This is a genomic window from Parabacteroides sp. FAFU027, assembly GCF_022808675.1.
In the GTDB taxonomy this organism is placed as follows: domain Bacteria; phylum Bacteroidota; class Bacteroidia; order Bacteroidales; family UBA7332; genus CAXXIC01.
Window position 1 is genome coordinate 276,869 of the sequence record NZ_JAKZKV010000002.1, and the last position, 17,004, is coordinate 293,872.

Annotated in this window: 4 protein-coding genes; 2 read left to right on the forward strand and 2 right to left on the reverse strand. The window is 46.8% G+C overall.

The window, feature by feature from the left end; genetic code table 11:
* Positions 1-95: 95 nt before the first annotated feature.
* Both MLE17_RS04345 and MLE17_RS04350 read right to left on the reverse strand, forming a co-directional pair.
* Entirely contained in the window at positions 96-9,836 is a 9,741-nt protein-coding gene (locus tag MLE17_RS04345) for a CARDB domain-containing protein (protein WP_243347407.1), read from the reverse strand.
* Positions 9,837-9,927: 91 nt separating this feature from the next.
* Positions 9,928-14,439 carry a right-handed parallel beta-helix repeat-containing protein gene (locus MLE17_RS04350; protein ID WP_243347408.1) on the reverse strand — a complete coding sequence of 1,504 codons (4,512 nt, stop codon included), beginning with the start codon at positions 14,437-14,439 and terminating at the stop codon, positions 9,928-9,930.
* A 489-nt stretch (positions 14,440-14,928) separates the two neighbouring features.
* On the opposite strand from MLE17_RS04350, the gene MLE17_RS04355 reads away from it, so the two are divergent.
* Together MLE17_RS04355 and MLE17_RS04360 are read left to right on the forward strand one after the other, a co-directional pair.
* On the forward strand, positions 14,929-15,567 hold the full coding sequence (locus tag MLE17_RS04355; protein ID WP_243347409.1) for an HAD family hydrolase: 639 nt from the start codon (positions 14,929-14,931) through the stop codon (positions 15,565-15,567).
* Between the two features lie 206 nt (positions 15,568-15,773).
* Positions 15,774-16,907 carry a GNAT family N-acetyltransferase gene (locus tag MLE17_RS04360; RefSeq protein WP_243347709.1) on the forward strand — a complete coding sequence of 378 codons (1,134 nt, stop codon included), beginning with the start codon at positions 15,774-15,776 and terminating at the stop codon, positions 16,905-16,907.
* The last annotated feature ends 97 nt before the right edge of the window (positions 16,908-17,004 follow it).

Genomic DNA, 17,004 nt, shown 5'->3' on the forward strand with positions numbered 1-17,004 from the left:
CGCTGAAAAACGCGACAGCGGCACTGAAAAATGCGAGGGAGAGTGACTCCCACGCATTTTTCAGTGCCGCTATTGGATAATTGATTGATGTTGATTTATTCCTTAATCACCTTCGTGGTCGATGTGCCTTCTTTGGCAATCACGCTGATGGTGTAAACGCCGGTTACACACTGACCGATGTCGATGCTGAAGCGGGTGACCGATTTATCTTTGGCAATTACTTGCACGGTCTGTCCGCGGCTGTCATACACCATCACAACGTACCCTTCGGCAAACGGTTCGTTGATGGTGACATAGACGATGCCTTTGGTCGGATTAGGATAGAGGGATACACGCTTACTATCCGCCTTCACGTAAGGAACGCCGCTGCCGCCTGTATTTTTCACCAACACCGTGATCTGGTCAGCCGGAGAATCGGCTTTGCCATCATTAACCACCAGCGTAAAGGTATATTCCGTATCCTTATCAACCATCGGTGCGGTAAAGACCGGTTTAGCCACATTCGCAGCGCTCAGGGTAATGCCTGCCGGAGCCGTCCATTTGTAGGTAAACGTATCGCCATCCGGATCACTGGAGGCCGAGCCATTGAGCGTAACCAATTCGCCTTCGTTGACCGTCTGGTCAGGACCGGCATTGGCCACCGGAGCCTTATTGGGCTGAATGATCCACTCGGCTATCGCACTGACTGCACCCTCTTTTCCGCTCAGGTATTTCCGCAAAGCAGTCAGATCAGCCGTCAGCGTGTAGGTACCGCCCACGCCTTGCACGGCCTGACGGATGCCTTTCACGGCATAGACCTTATCCGAAATCTTCACGATAGAGAGCGGCGCCGTGCTGACAACTATGCCATTGGCTTTCAGGGTCAGGTATTGTTTTAGCTGGTCATCAGCCAACAGTTTATCGGAGAATTCCAGTACTAGCGAATCGGGCTGCAATACCTGCGAAGTCGAAGGCACATTCGTCCATTGGGCCGACAACGCGATATTATCAATCGAAATATCGAGCGTCGTGATGGACTGGTTCGACAAGGTATCGAGACAATAGACTTCGAGCTCCATATTACTACTGTTACTCAGACTCACCGGCAGGATTAACTGACCGGTACCGACATTGGCGGTGTCTTTGAGCAAGGTCAATGTGCCATAGGAATTCTGATACAACTGAATCCTGGATTTCGGTGCATTTACCATCATGATAACTGACAGATTCGGAGTTGCCGTGATGGCGTCCGTAGCGGAATAACCCATATCCGGAGCAATGTGCAGGTTGGTTACGGCAGGAGGAGCCGTCCGGTTGACCGTCCATTTCTGTTCTACCGTACCGGAAGCAACATTACCTGCCGAATCTGCAATACCGTCCATTTTCACTTTCAGGATATAGTTGCCTTCGTAATAGGTCAGTAACCTGAACTGGGTGAAAAGGAAGGTTGTGCTGTTGACCTGCGTCAGATTGAGTTGTGACAACGGTTGTCTTACACCATCTTTCCACAATTCGATGGATGAAAGGCCGAAGCCAATGACCGGTTCGGTAAACCGGACCTCAACCTCTGTAGCGTGTTGGGCATCGAATCCGCCGGTGCTTCTGCGCAGTATCTGTGAAACAGCCGGTGCGTGCGTATCGACTCTCCACTGCACGGATTGCGGCAGTACGCCTGAAACATTGTCCTGAGACTTGATTTTAGTCAAATCGACCGTCAGCTTGTAAGTCGCATCGGCAGACAGGAAGCTGCTCAGTCCGGATATCTTAAACAGTTTGCTTTGCGTATCCATCGTGGTGATGGTAACCGTTCCGGTAATTGGCACGCCATCTTTTGTCCAGGTAAAGCGGTCACCCGTCAGCGTCGAGGTGTTGATTGGCACCGTAAACCGCACAATGAGGTAATCAATAGGTGTACCAACTCCATTAGCGGGCAGTCCGGTAAACTCTACAATCGCCGGTGTATGGGCATATTGCGTCCATCCCACCTTGAATCCCTCTGTACCGGAGACGCCGGAGGTATCTTTGATACCGGCTGCCTGGATGGTCAGTACATAGAATCCGTCACCAATGGTCTTCGTAGTCAGGTCAACGTCAAAGGTGGTCGGACTGGTCTGTGTCACCGTCACCGTATTATCCATGATATTATCGCCGCCCTGCAGTGACAAGTTCATGTCTTCGTAGGTGAATGTAGCCGGATCAATCGGTTTGTTGAAAGTCACTGTAACTGTGGTTACCGGAGTTGTGGTTACAGCCACCGGTATATTGTCCACCTTAATGACTTTCGGCGGGTTCTGTTCTTTCAGGGTAAACAGAAGTTTGTATTTCACCTGTAAAATAGCAGAGAAGTCATCCACGAAATGAAGCATATTTTCATAAACCGGATCCTTACCGTCAGGCAAGGTTACAAAGGTTTGCCAAACGTTATCGAGCGGAATAACCTGGTTGTCAGATTCACGGATAACGCTCACCAGTTTGTACCTGCCGCCGGTCGGATCACTGATCTTCGCATAGTTCCAGCCAAGCAGGAATGGAGTTACGGTCAGTTCTCCTTCATAATTTGTAGCATTGATATTGCCGGTTATTGAAACGGATTTGGCCGGATGCACATCGAGCGTAGTTCCATTTGACAGGTAAATAATATCCGGTGTTTCACTGGCATCCTGGACTTCATTGACCAGGAAATCGTTGATACCGTCTTCCATCGTATAGACGCGGATGCTCTTGATCAATTCGTGAAGCGTTGCCCCGCTCACCAGGCTCAGGTCAGGATTGCCAAAACTATTCAGGTGGGTTAACTTCGTTTCGTAGGAGACAAAGTGACCAAGCAGTGTGCTGGTAAACCACCATTCACCAATGGCCGTGCTCTTTGGCGCAATGTTGCCAAAGTCAATATTGGTAACTTCCAACTGGCGCTCCTGACCATTCAGATTCGAAGCAATCAGAGCAAACTTGATCGCCAGTCCTTTTTCATTATCCACAATCACCGGTTGAGCCGATTCCACTTTTACGCTCTTCGCCGTACCGTAACCGTTATTCTGAATCATCAATGCCAGTTCAGCCGGAACAATCGGCTCGATGGTCGGCGTCAACGGATCATCGCCCAGAATATCCCGCTGCATGAAGTAATGCAGCCAGAGATCCGGACTCGGGTGAACCTCAAGCGTTACCGGATACAATACCCGTGTGACGGTGGTTCCGCTAAACGGATCGAGGTATGAGAACGATCCTCCGAAGGAATAGCTCTTGGCAACAGTCGGTGCGGCGCCCTTTTCAGGGATAAACTGAATGGTCGCGCTACCTTTCTGACCAGCACCCAGTTCCCCTGTTCCGTCTATTCCGGTCAGGATATCGAGCGCTTTGGTATTGATCTGGAAGAGATCATTGGCCAGATTGCCGTTTTCATCCTTCACCTCAAGATTCAGCTTAACCTCTTTCATCGCTGTCGTGGTATTGCCATTCGAAATGGTCAATGTTCCGTCGAAGGCTTCACGTGTCATGGTCAGCTTTTGGGAAATCTGGATTGTGACGGAAGCACAGACGGATTTCCGTCCGCTTTCAATCTGATCCTGAGTAGTGGCCCAGGCATCTGAAAGCATATCGAATATTCCTTCGTAACCACGCTTGTTGGCATAACGGCTGGCGGAATCCAGTTTAGAGATATAGACTTTTAATTTTACTTTGTCAATAATATCAGGATATTCATCATTAGGCGAATAGATCTGCTTATTCCAGGCGATCAGTGAATTATTCCATCTGGAAGTAAACCGGTCAACATCATCAGAGGTAATGTCAGTTCCCTGCATCTTTTGATTGATCCGGGATATGTCTTCCGGCAGGAATGATCTGGTTTGCCGGATAAACGAGTCAACCGCATTGATAAAATCATGAGTATTCACCCTTGAACGCCATTCCCAATTGCCCATTATTTCTCCGGAAATACTATCCAATGCCTCGTAACCATAGATGTAATAAGTCAGGTCCTGCATGGATTGTTTCAGGATTGGAGGCATTTTTTGAAGCGCCGCCACATTCGTCATCGCATTGATATCATCAACCACCATCGCCGATTTTACAAATACAGGAGGATCCTGATAGCATTCCCAGGCAGTCCTGATCAGGCCGTACAAACAACCTATTTCAGATAAGTCAATTACTAACCCTGCTGCGGTCATTGCACAATCAGCGACGTCCTTCAATGCGATATCCATATCTGCCAGACTTAACAGACATCCAATGATACCGGCGCCATTCGTGATAACCGGGCCTAATGCCGGGATGCAGCCAATAGCAGTCAGGCCCAAAGACATCAGACAGTTGTCGCACTCTGCCGTAGGAGCTGTAACCGGGATCGCACTACCGGAAGCACCGGTAGGCCAACCTCCACCACCGCCATAAGAAGGATCACCGACAGGACCACCTCCACCGGGCAGACTGATTGAACCGGTATAAGTACATTCACGTCCGGTAAATGTGATTCCCTTATCGGAGCGGTGCCATTTCTTGTCCGGACCACACTGGAATCCATAGATGGTATAAACGACGTCATGGCAGTTAAGCGCCTCTTCAGTAGATTCCGCAGAGCGTAATCCACTGACCGGATTGGGTGAATAGCCAGCCCGTCGCTTCATCACTACCGGAACCTGAATAGACTGCTGTGCCAGTAAATTCATCGTCGTGAAGTTGGTGACAAACTCATATTCCGGATCATTCGGGAAGTTGAGCTGCACGTCGGTTGCCGTAATCAGGCCTTTATTGGTCAGAGTCACCATGAAAGTATAGGTTTCGTCATTGACCAATTGAGGCATTTCAGATGGCATTTCAATCACAACGACCGGTACAGGCACACTGGTTTCGTACTGCATGATCAGGTCAATCTTGTACTGATCCTGAATCTCCGTAGGCACGACTTCCCAGGTATAAGAGATGGCCTGGAAGCTGAGATAGGCCGTAGCCGTATTTTCCCGTCCCGGGTCAATGGTAACGATATTCTGGTAAGTATCGTGCTTAGTGGCCTCAACGGTCAGGCGGTAATTACCTTCCGGCAGGCTGTCCACTTTAAACAGGCCATCGGCATCGGTAAATCCTTCCGCTAAAATTACCCCGCTGAACGGGTGACGTACTACGACATGCGCTCCACTCAGGTGTGGTGCACTTTCAGTGAAATAGGTGTATTCGTCCACCGCATCCACTTTCAGGCTACCGGTGGCTTCCGATACCGCTTCGAGTTTGTAAGGAATGGATAGCCCCAGGCCATTGGAACAGTTTACCGCAATATTTCCGGTAATCGGAGTATTAAGCGGAACATCCGTAGGTGTCAGCTTCAGGGTTACCTTCACGGTATCCCACGGCAGAATATTCGAAATGGTATCCGCACTGACCAGACTCATATAGGAGACATTCGGCAGAGTAATCCATGTTTTACCCGCTTCGCCCGCGCCACTGTTATAGACCAACAATTCGTAATAACGTGATTTGTCCTTGGTCATGGTGGTGTTGATGCTGACAGGTAGCGCATTCAATTGGGCCTCAACAGCCTGGCAATAGTAATAAGCCGGGAACTGGGTCGAAGCGCCTTCATTGCTTTCAATGGTCAGGTAGATTTTCTTGTAATCTTTGCCCGTTGTGATCTCCGTACCTTTAACTGTAAAGTTGATCAATACTGAACCGGCGCCCGGAAGCGTCTTCACAGTATCGAAGGTCATTGTACATCCCGCAGGCAGGAAGTCCGGTTTCACAATCAGGTTGGTCAGGGCAACATTGCTGCTGTTGTTGATCTGGATAGTACCGGTCAGCGACAGATTCTTCTTCGTTACCCAAATGAGATAGTCGGAAGTCGCCCGTTTCATTCCCAGGATGTCAAATGCATCCTGTTCGGTACTCAATCCTTGTCCGGGATAGCAGGCGCCTACGCTGAAGTGTCCCGCTTCATTGAAAAGAGGCGTAAACTGGATCTGGTATTTACCCTGATCATCGGTCGTTGCCGAAAGCTGACGGCGTGTGCCGTTACAAAGCAGATAGACATCCACATTGACATTCGCAGCCGGTTTGGCATTCAGTTTCGTTGCCGTTCCGTGAATGGTAACCGGGAGGTTTTGCAGGAAAACGGTCTGATCGACAATCGCCGTCGCGCTGTATTCGGGAGCAATCTCGATGGCAAGCGGTTGCGACGTATTATTCGTATAAACCAGTTCGGTAACAATATTATCCGGATTGGCTTTGGCTATGATCTTATAGGTTCCGGTCTTGCCCGGCATTTTCAGGTTAAATACAAACCGGAGCGAATCACCTGTTGGAATACCGTTCGGAGCGGTGTAGTAACCCAGTAAATCATCATTACCATCCACATAATCGTCTTTGGATAAATAGAAATTGACGATGGTTCCCGGAGGTGCATTCAGGTAACCGACATTTTGCAGATAACCGGAAATCTGAATGGAACTGTCCGTCACAGCCTTGCTTTGGCTCAAGGCAACATGGGCAAAGGCGTAATCCGGTTTGTTCAAATCGGTTACGTACAGATAGCAATAACCGGAGGCATAACCGGGTGTGCTTACCTCAAAGGTTACCATCTGATTACCATCCTGAACGCCATCGTTTAATGTACTTATCGGTACAGATACGGAAGTTTGCCCGGCGGTAATAACAGCCGATGTCTGCATACTGACCTCTGTCGGATCATTGTATTTAATCGTTATGGGCAAATCATTTGTCGGAGGTGTATTTCGGGAAATGGTCAGGGTTCCGGCATTTACCTTGCCTTCGTAAAGCGAGGCCGGATTAGCTGAAGCGCTCAGTGACGGACCGTCATTATCGACAACCACCAGATCCTGCTGCACGATGCCGCCATTTTCGGCAGAGGTATTGCAACTACAGGAAGAGAGATAAATGGAACCTTTGATGGTCACTTTCCGGTTGCCATCCACCAGATTATTGTCGATTACGCCGATGTTGAATTTTACTTCGCTTACCCCTTTATTCAGGGAAATGGAGCCCGGCAGAATCAGTGTATTGCTTAGAGACGGAGTCAGATTCACTGTAATCACGCCATCCCCTTTCATCCGTTTAATCACGCCATAGGTGGCATAAATACCGGCAGATTCCTGTACGGTATCCATCAGCAACTTGAATTCCACTTCAGGCAAATCATTATCCGTAATAAATGCGGTGTCTTTGCCCGAAACGTAACCATAGGCGCTTACCGTCAGTATCGCATTGTCGTTCAATTCGGCCACCTGGTCATCGGTCACATACACCGGAACGACTATTGATGCCTGATTAGCCGGTATCTCGGCATGGTTATCAAAGCTCCATTGCGACGGTTTGTCCGTGGACACAGACAGCGTCAAAGGCGAAGAGGTAACCAGGTTCCGCGTGATGGTCAGTTGCAGGTTATCCCCTTCAACTGCCGTTTTCTTACTTAATTTCGCGGTGATGACGGTCGCCTCGTTATCGGTGATTTGCAGTCGGGTTGTATCCCCTCCAAAACCAGATGCAGCCACGGATATGGATACATTCCGCGTGCCATCCACCAGCAAATTATCAATTGCTTTCAGGTAGAAAACGGCAGACGAGTTATTGGCCGGAATGGTCACCGTGGCCGGAATGGTGATTTGTCCGGTCGGAGCAACCGTGACATTCGCCGTCATGTCGGCATCGTACTCCCCGCTTCGGGTCACTATACAACGGACATCATCGGTCGAACTTTCAATCAATGAACCGGTGGCTATTTCGAGGAAAAGCCGCTTGCCAACATTGACATAGTTGGCCGATACCGCCTTGTTATTGGCATCGTTACCGCTATGTTCGATCAGCGTGGAAGAAGGGAAGAGCTCGATCTCAACTTTAGCATCTCCAGAGAAACGAAGGGCTTCCGGCAATTTGAATTTCGCGGTCCGGGTGATGGTCTCTCCTACCGCCAGGTCACGGGTTACCGTGATGTAGGTCGGATTCAGATACGCCCTCACACCCGTAGTCGAAATCAATGAAATCCGTTCCGTCCATCCGCCCAACGCCGCGGCGTTACCGATGTTGCCGACTTTCCAGGTAATCTGCAAAGAGTCACCCGGTGTGGCTGTAGCCGATGCCGCTATATCTTTCACCAGAATATCCGGGAAAGGTTTGAGCTCGACGGTAATCGGATTGATTGCCCTGAGTTGGTTGTTATTTTCGGAAAGCTCGGTCACCGAACCGGAATTATCGGCCCTCACCCACAGGTAATATTTCCCGCTGTATTCGGCCGGAACGCTCACCAGATAGGATTGGGTATAGGTACCATTGACTGCCAGCGGCCCCATGTTGTATTTGGCCACCATGTAGTTCATGCCGGAATTCCCCGTCGAGTCGGTTGACATATAGACGGCATCCGTCCAGAGGCTGCTTCCGGTGGTCGTTTGTCCTATATTTTTAACGGTAAATGTAAGCGTGAAGGCGCTTCCGGATTCCACACTGGCCGGCATCTGCACATCGGTCACTGTCAAATCGGGAATCGGTCGTACCGAGAAGCTTTGCACATCGCTTTCGGCAGTCGAACACTCATTGACGGAAACCAGTTTCCAGTTGAATGTTTTTCCGGGAGCAAGGTTATACAGCCAGGTGCTTGTGCCATAAATATAACTGTAGTACGGGGTTGTCGGCATTGTCGTGCCCTGTTCCCACAAATAGAGACTGTAATATTTGGCATTCAAAGCCGGCTGCCAGTAAAGGTCAACCGTCGAATTGAGGTTTTGCTTGCCGTTTTCCGGCAACAAACCGGTCGCCTTCACACAAGGGTTACACTCAGTGGTGACATTTCCGGAATAGGTCAGGGCAAGCAACGACTCGTTACAAAGTACATTCTGGATGTTCACGGAATTGACGCCACTGTTAATGGCTTTCATATATACTTTACACAAAATCCCCGTACCGGTAATTCCTGTACCGGATGCAAATGAAACCTTTACAAGATTTGCTTGTGCGTTATTCTGAACCGAGATATTATAATCTCCGGTAATGGCAGCTGCTTTAATGCCTTCGAGGCTGCTGTTGAATGCCAGTTCAAAACTACCGGAATAGATCATTGTACCCGGTGCAATTTCAATTTTTATGGGTAAATAAAAACTATCCTGCGGAGATGTATTGGTGGAAATGACACTTAGTTTAACAGCGCGGACGTCAATGTTTCCGTAGGTATAGTTCTTATACCCTTTGCTATCGGTTACGAATGCCCGTGTGGTTCCCGGACCGACAGCAGTAACCAGACCGGCACCCGTGGTTGTCGCCACAGCGGTATTCACAGTTTGGAAAGTATAAGGAGGAGTACCGCTGTAACCGTAAAGTTGCATGGTTTCTCCCACAAACAAGGTTTGGTAGTCGGGATAAATATCCGGTTTGGGGATGGAAGAGCAGTTGATTATCCCGTAATTCAGTGACATGGCCGGTGAGCCTTCGTTCAGATAGCTCACCGATGAAATATTCTGAATGTAGGTATAACCGCCCTGTATTGCCCTGAATCTGAGGTAAAACATATTGCCTTTACCCGACAGGGCCGATGCTCCTGCTCCGGCAATCACCAGGGTACCGGCAGTATTGCTGTTTACCGTAGGGATACTCCAGGATTTCATCACCGTACCCACGGAGTCAATCCCCAGATATTCGAGATAATTGGAGTTATAGTTTAATCCGAATTTGAAGGCATAGATTCCCCGTCCCGTCAGGACCGAATCGGCCCGTACAGCAACGTTGAAGGTATCGTTCTCCACCGGATTTTTACTTGCAACGCTGAATCCGACAGTCTGCGCCGTCAGATTGCTGTACGAAAATAGCTGGACGCAAATTATCCACAGGATAACCGCCAGCGAGTGTTTATGGTTGGTTTTCATCGTAGTAGCATTTTAATGTTATCAATCTTTACCCAAATGCTAAACCGGAAAGTATGGACAAACGGGGTCCATTACTTTCCACGCGGTTTGGCTACTTTATCAGCACCTTTTTATCGGTTGAGATTTCATTAGAATGCAGACGGATGATATATACACCCTGCGGATGTGTACCTATGGCAGACAATGGGATAAAGACATTCTTCATTCCCGGAGCCAGCTCTTTTATCAAGGTTGAATAAACAACTTTACCTGTGATATCAGTCAATTGAACACTCAGGTTATTAACGGATTCCGGCTGGCTAAAGCCGATGCAAACGGCATTTTCCTGTACCGTGATGGTCGGTTCATTGGCTATCGAAGTCGATTGCAATCCGGTAGCGACCTTCAGGCTGTTGACTGTCACCGGAGTAACTGTCGCCAGATTGGTTTCATTGGCCAGGCCGGATGCCAGGTCAATCGTCGATTCGCTGATTTGCGCATTCTTCAGGGCAAATTCAAGATAAATCGGCTCATTCTGCAAATTCAAATCATAGGCAGAGGCCATGGAAACCGCAATCTCTCCGTTGCCGGTATTTTCACTTTTTGCAAATGAGAATTCGGTTGAACATTTACCTGCTTCGATATTTACCAGGCTGATGTGCTCCGGATTAAAGGCAAATTTCAGATCCAGTGACCTTACGTTTAGGCCGGTAGTAAGCTGTACCGGTATGGTAAAGGTTCCTTTTCCGGCATTCAGCATAATATCGCTGAATGAAACGGAGGCGTTATCGGCAATGACAGCGCTTTTGAGTGCGCTCTTTTCAAACCAGTTGATCAGGCCGACATTGTATTGCAGAATCATGGAAGCATCATAAGATGTGACGAATTTGTTTCCACTGACATCGGCTACGCCAATCTGCTTGGGAGTCAATATAATATTGGATACTAAATATTGCAGAATCAACGATGCGTCGTAAGGATTGATGGTGCCATTGATACTGACGTCGCCAAGTTCGGGCTTGACCACCTGAGTGAGGTAAGGTGTAAAGACGACATTATCCGAAACGCGTTCTCCTGTACCGGTAGGATTGGAGGTATGTTTCGGGCCGGTGGCACTGTTCCACCAGCAGTTGGTTGCAGTCACAGTATTCGAAGTGGACAGGTTTTGGACAGCATAACCGCTGTTTGGATCAGTCCCGCTAAAGTCACAATTACTAATGATGGGCAATGAAGTATTGTTACATTTAATTCCGTTATACCCATTTATAAAACGGCAATTCTGAATAGTGGGTGATGCATTATCCATATTAACGGCTGACCTCGAGTTGTAATAGGAGGCATATCTGAAAATGCAGTTTTGCAAAACACAATTGACATCAATGGCCTCGTTGTAGAAATAAATTCCCTGCCAGGCATTATTCCACGGACCATTTGTATCGCCATTGTTGTAGGTATCTCCACCATAGAAATCATCCCGGTCGGAAGTAAATACAATTACGCTATCCACGGTACTTCCACCCACAGCCATCAATCCGTTTCTGACGTCGAGGTAACCATAGTCATTAAATTTGCAGATTACACCCGGATTAATAGTCAGTTTTGCGCCTGTACCCACGGTATAGTTTCGGAAAATGTAAGGTATATTGGTAATGCCGCCAAAGTCCCTTTTGGCGAGAGTTGCATCCTGTGTAAGCGTTTCATCATTTACCCGGATTCCTCTTCCCGTCGTACCTGAGATAGTGTTGCCGACTGTCGATTTCGGATAGGTCAGTAGCGAGGTATTAAACGGATAGGCTATGTTGTTGAATGCACAGTTATCAATAGCCGGCGCACTGTTTCCAACCAACGAAATACCGATCTGGCCGGAATTTTCAAAAGCACAGTTTTTAATTGTCGGAGAAGCATTATTCAACTGTATCGGAGTTGTGGTGGAATACCGGAAAATGGCATGATCGATGGTGCTGGAATCGTTTGAAGCATCATAAAAAACAAAGTAACCTCCGTTACTGTTATAGCCTCCCTGTCCGTTCTGCTGGCTGTCTTTCGGATTGCCATATGCATCATCTTCCACAGTAGTAAATACGACCGGTTTTTCAACTGTCCCCTGTATATTCAGTTTTCCATAAATTTCCCAGCGGCCCGGCCCTTTAAAGGTCAGTCCGGCCGGTATCGTCAACTGGTCATTGACGGTCAGTGTATTATCATACCACAAATAGGTAATCGGATTGTATCCGGCAAAATTGCGAACGGGAACCGTACCGCTAACCGTTCCGGCCCTTAGTTTAATCGCAATATCCGCCACATTGGCCAGGGTATTGTTTCCCGTAAATGTCGGGTTGGCAAACATATCCATATAGAGCGGTTCCCAACCGATATTTTGGATGGCACAATCTTTTATTTCGGGATTGGCATTTCCGAAAATACCGATTCCGCATCGGGCGGAGAAATTGACCTTAACCGAATCAAGGAGTACCCGGCAATCGTAAATGCCTATCGGCGCATAAGTGTACCCGCTATTATAAGCATCTCCACTGTATTTGATTTCACAGTTGCGGAGGATATTTTCAGTATCGCTGGCGGTTCCGGTAAATACCAGTCCCATCCAGTCGTCATTTCCGGGGACAGAACCGGTTCCGTCATTATTGGTGTCTCCCCAGGCTGAGTCATCGCGTATCGAGGTGAATGTGATTTTATCATTTTTTGTACCAATGGCTTTCAGGGCTCCATTGACCCAGATTCCGCTATTCCAGTAACTCTGAAATTTCAGGATTACCCCGGGAGCAATGTTCATTACATTCCCCGGATCAATGGTAATCTGATGTGTCAGGATATAGGGCAAATTGGTATATCCGGCAAAATTCATCTTTTTCAGTGTGGGAGAATCATTTTCCACGCCATCCAGTTCTATCCCGATATATCCTACATTAGTCAACGTATTTCCCGATATATCAGGTGTTCCCGTACTCAACTGGTAGCCGATGGGGTATTGAGGAACATTGATAAAACTGTTGTTGGTTACCTTTGCATTTTTACTAAACCAGACAGCGTTGTAAGTATTTTTGATTTCGCATTTGTTCACCACGTTGGAGTTCTTCACATAAATCCCCCAGTTTCCGGAGTTATAACCGATATAGTTGAACTTCCAGTTTTCCAGTCTCGACTCGGCTGTACTGTACAAGGCTATCCGACCGCCATCGCTGTAGTTGATGGTTTGAGTCCCGTTATTCTGTGAGTCTGCCGGATTGCCATAATTATCATCGGCAATGTGAGTGAAAATGATTGGTTCGAGTGCCGTTCCGATACCGGTTATTACACCGTTTCCTGTTATCATGGAGTTATAGTTACGGCATTTGATCACAACCCCCGGATCTATAGTCAGCGAGGCAGTATCAAGTACGGTCGTAATATCGTAGAGGCAATAGGAGATATTATTTATCCCGATAAAGGATAGCTTTTTCAGTTGGGCTTTATCCGTAACCGAGGTTCCACCACGTAGCCCGATCGCCCTGATTTCAGAACTATTGAATTGAATCGAGTCATTGATAAAAACGGGATTCGCATTCATATCCATCAATACATTGAATACCTCCCCGGCAGTTGTAATTGAAGGTCCCAGATAACAATTAGAGATAACCGGTTTGCTATATCCGTCAATGTGCAGGTTAAAGGCATTCCCTACAAACCGGCAGCTGTCAATGGTCGGTGATGCATTTTCGATTTCCATCGCATTGTACCATTCGTAGTAGTTGTAATTGGCATTGCGGATGATACAATTTCTCAATATACAGGCCGTATCAATGGCACTGTTATGAATATTCATTCCCAGCCAATAGCTGGAAGCTGGTGTCTTTTCAAATATGATCGGTTTATCTTTTGTACCCAAAGCCTTTATTTTACCATACACCTGAATTTCGGTATTGGCAATCTGCAAATCAACACCCGGATCCATTTTCAGGGTTCCGGTTGCACGCACCTGGATACTGTTGTCATTATAGTAGGGATATCCGAAGTTTTTCAGCCAAAACAGCTCATTCACCTCACTGAAATCAATATCGACATAGTCATAGGTATTATTTGAAAAATCGAGATTGGTCCCCGGATTAATCGTTCCCGCTCCGTAATAGGTAATCGGGAAGTTGGTATTTGAAATCTTTGTCTTATCTATGTTTAATGTACCCAGATTACTGATGCGTATTGTCCCGCTCAGGTTACTTATGATACAGCTGTTCAGCGTCATCTGCCCTTTCCGCACATAAAGGTTCGAGGCATATTCCACCGTACAGCTGGTCAGGTTTACATTTCCGGTCTCATAGTATTCGTAAGAGACATAGATCCCGTCATAAAAGCCTTTGGCGGTACTACCATTGGCGGTAAAGGTTGCTCCGGTGGCATTGAGCGTTCCCCTCACATGCAGATAGACTCCGCCGTTAAACTTTACCGTCACTCCTGATTGTACAGTCAGTGTAACTCCGGAATTTACGTCTATACTATTCGTGATGATGTAGGGACTGCCAGCGGTAGTCCAGGTCGTGTTGCTCGCAATGCTCGAGCTTACAGTTGTTTGAGCCAATAGCGCCAGACTATTCATCATTGCGCACAAAAGGAGAAGCGTAAACTTTTTCATGGCAATAGTTATTTGGTTTAGGTTGATTATGTTCAGAGAAATAGTTAAGCTGAAAAATCGTATTGCAGCAGGGTTAGGTTATAAATCAATTTGACAAATAAATCCTTGATGCAAAAGAGAAAGAACCGGACTCAGTAAGTATCGTTGGGGAAAAGCAATTCAGAAAAAAGCCGAAATGGCGCTGTGTGAATTAATAATCCTAACAGAAAAAGGAACAAAGGTGGACGTTTTACACAAACATCAGGTTCAGGTTAATCACTTCAAAGCCTCGCAATGTAAATTCGTTTCATAAAAACACGTAGGCTATAATTAAACAAACTTCCCCCCTTCACTTGTTCATACCCGATTACGATTTTCACCTTTCATAAATATCTTGTCAAAGTACTGAGTATCTACCGTTTTATGTTTGTCAGGATGTCTTAACCATTATTATTCTGAGGAACTTTATTCAAATCCGTAACTTTGCAACGTCTTAATAATTACAAGGAAATGAAGAATATTTGTGCGCTTTTTGATATGGACGGCGTATTACTTGATACGGAGTCACAATACGATATATTCTGGCACTCGATGGGCGAGAAATACGACCTGGGCATCGAGAAGTTTGAGAAGAAAATCAAGGGAACCACACTGGTTTCTATTCTTACAAAATACTTTTCTCACCTGCCGGAGTCGGAGCACGATCTGATCAAACAATCGTTGCTTGACTTTGAAAAAAACATGACCTACTCCGATATTCCGGGTGTGATGAACTTCATCAACGAACTGAAAGAAAACAACATCAAGGTAGGGATGGTGACCAGTTCTGACGATGAGAAACTCTCGGCTGTTTTCAAGCAACGTGCCGGATTCGACAAGATGTTCGACACCATCGTTTCGGCCAACCGCATTACGCAAGGCAAACCTCACCCCATGTGCTACCTGTCGGCTGCTAAGGATCTCGGTATTGATCCGGAGAACTGCTACGTATTCGAAGATGCTCTGTCCGGAATTCAGGCAGGCACTGATGCCGGTATGACTGTCATCGGTCTGGCTACGACCAATCCGGCAGAAGTGATTCAGGATAAGGTTTCCAAAGTTATTCCCCATTTTGAGGATTTCTCTGTGGAAGAGATGAAAGCAATATAACCAATCCGATAACCACTCCTTTATATATTTAGCAAAGCGGCTTCAGCTTGATTCTGAGGTCGCTTTTTCATTTTATTCATAATAAACTGTCGAATCAGTACCTTTTAATGTTGAACCTTGTTTTCCCGGAGACATTTGTCCAAAAACGCCCAATCTTCATGACTTTCGTAAAAAAGCTCTATCTTTGCGCTCCAACTTTGAAAAATATGGCAGTAACTATTCGTCCGGTTAACAGTAAGAGCGAACTTAAACAGTTTGTAAAATTCAGAATTGACCTCTACAAAGAGAATCCCTACGCTATCCCGCCATTGTATATGGATGAAATGGGAACGCTTGACCCAAAGAAAAATCCGGCTTTTGAATTTTGTGAAGCACAATGTTTCCTGGCTTACCGTGATGGTAAAATCGTGGGGCGTATTGCCGCCTTTATTAATCACAAAGCGAATGAGACCTGGAAGGAAAAGAACGGACGATTCGGATTCATTGACTTTATCGACGATGAAGAGGTATCTTCTGCCCTGCTCAAAGCTGCCGAAGATTGGGTAAAAGCCAAAGGGATGAACCACCTGCACGGTCCGCTCGGATTCACCGACTTTGACCAGGAAGGTATGTTGGTGGAAGGTTTCGACCAGTTGGGTACAATGGCCACCATCTACAACTACCCCTATTATCCGCAACACATAGAAAAGCTGGGGTATCGGAAAGACGCCGACTGGGTGGAATTCAAAATCTACATCCCAGACTCGATTCCCGATAAGCACAAACGTATTTCTGAAATCGTGATGAAGAAATACAATCTTCGTATCCTCAAGCATACCAGCCCAAAAAAGCTGATCAAAGAGGGTTACGGAAATAAAATTTTCGAGCTGGTAAATAATTCATACAGCCACCTTTACGGTTTTACACCTTTATCAACCAAACAGATCGACTACTACATCAAGATGTATCTCTCGATGTTGAAGCTGGAATTCCTGACATTGATTGTGGATGAAAATGATGATCTTATTGCCTTTGGTGTGGCTATGCCCTCTCTCTCTAAAGCGCTTCAAAAGGCACAGGGCAAGCTCTTCCCGTTCGGATTTATCCATATCCTTAAAGCGTTGAAAGTGAAAAACCCGATAGTAGATTTGCTATTGATTGCGGTTCGTCCCGACTATCAGAGCAAGGGTGTAAATGCGCTGATGTTTTACGACCTGATCCCTCACTTCAAAAACGCGGGTGTCGTTTATGCCGAAAGTAATCCGGAGCTCGTGGAAAACGAAAAAGTGCAGTCGCAGTGGGAATATTTCAAATTCGAACAACACAAACGCCGTCGCGCCTTTATCAAAGACCTAAAATAAATTGCCAATATAATAAGATGGATTAGCAACATCTGTTATGAAAACGCGGACCACTCGGTTCGCGTTTTTTTGTTATGTGTCACCCCTTGAGTTGGCG

Bases quoted from the DNA above. Each gene is read 5' to 3' on its own strand.
- MLE17_RS04360 (WP_243347709.1), top strand. From the start codon at position 15,774: ATGGCAGTAACTATTCGTCCGGTTAACAGTAAGAGCGAACTTAAACAG.
- MLE17_RS04345 (WP_243347407.1), bottom strand. From the start codon at position 9,836: ATGAAAACCAACCATAAACACTCGCTGGCGGTTATCCTGTGGATAATT.
- MLE17_RS04355 (WP_243347409.1), top strand. From the start codon at position 14,929: ATGAAGAATATTTGTGCGCTTTTTGATATGGACGGCGTATTACTTGAT.
- MLE17_RS04350 (WP_243347408.1), bottom strand. From the start codon at position 14,439: ATGAAAAAGTTTACGCTTCTCCTTTTGTGCGCAATGATGAATAGTCTG.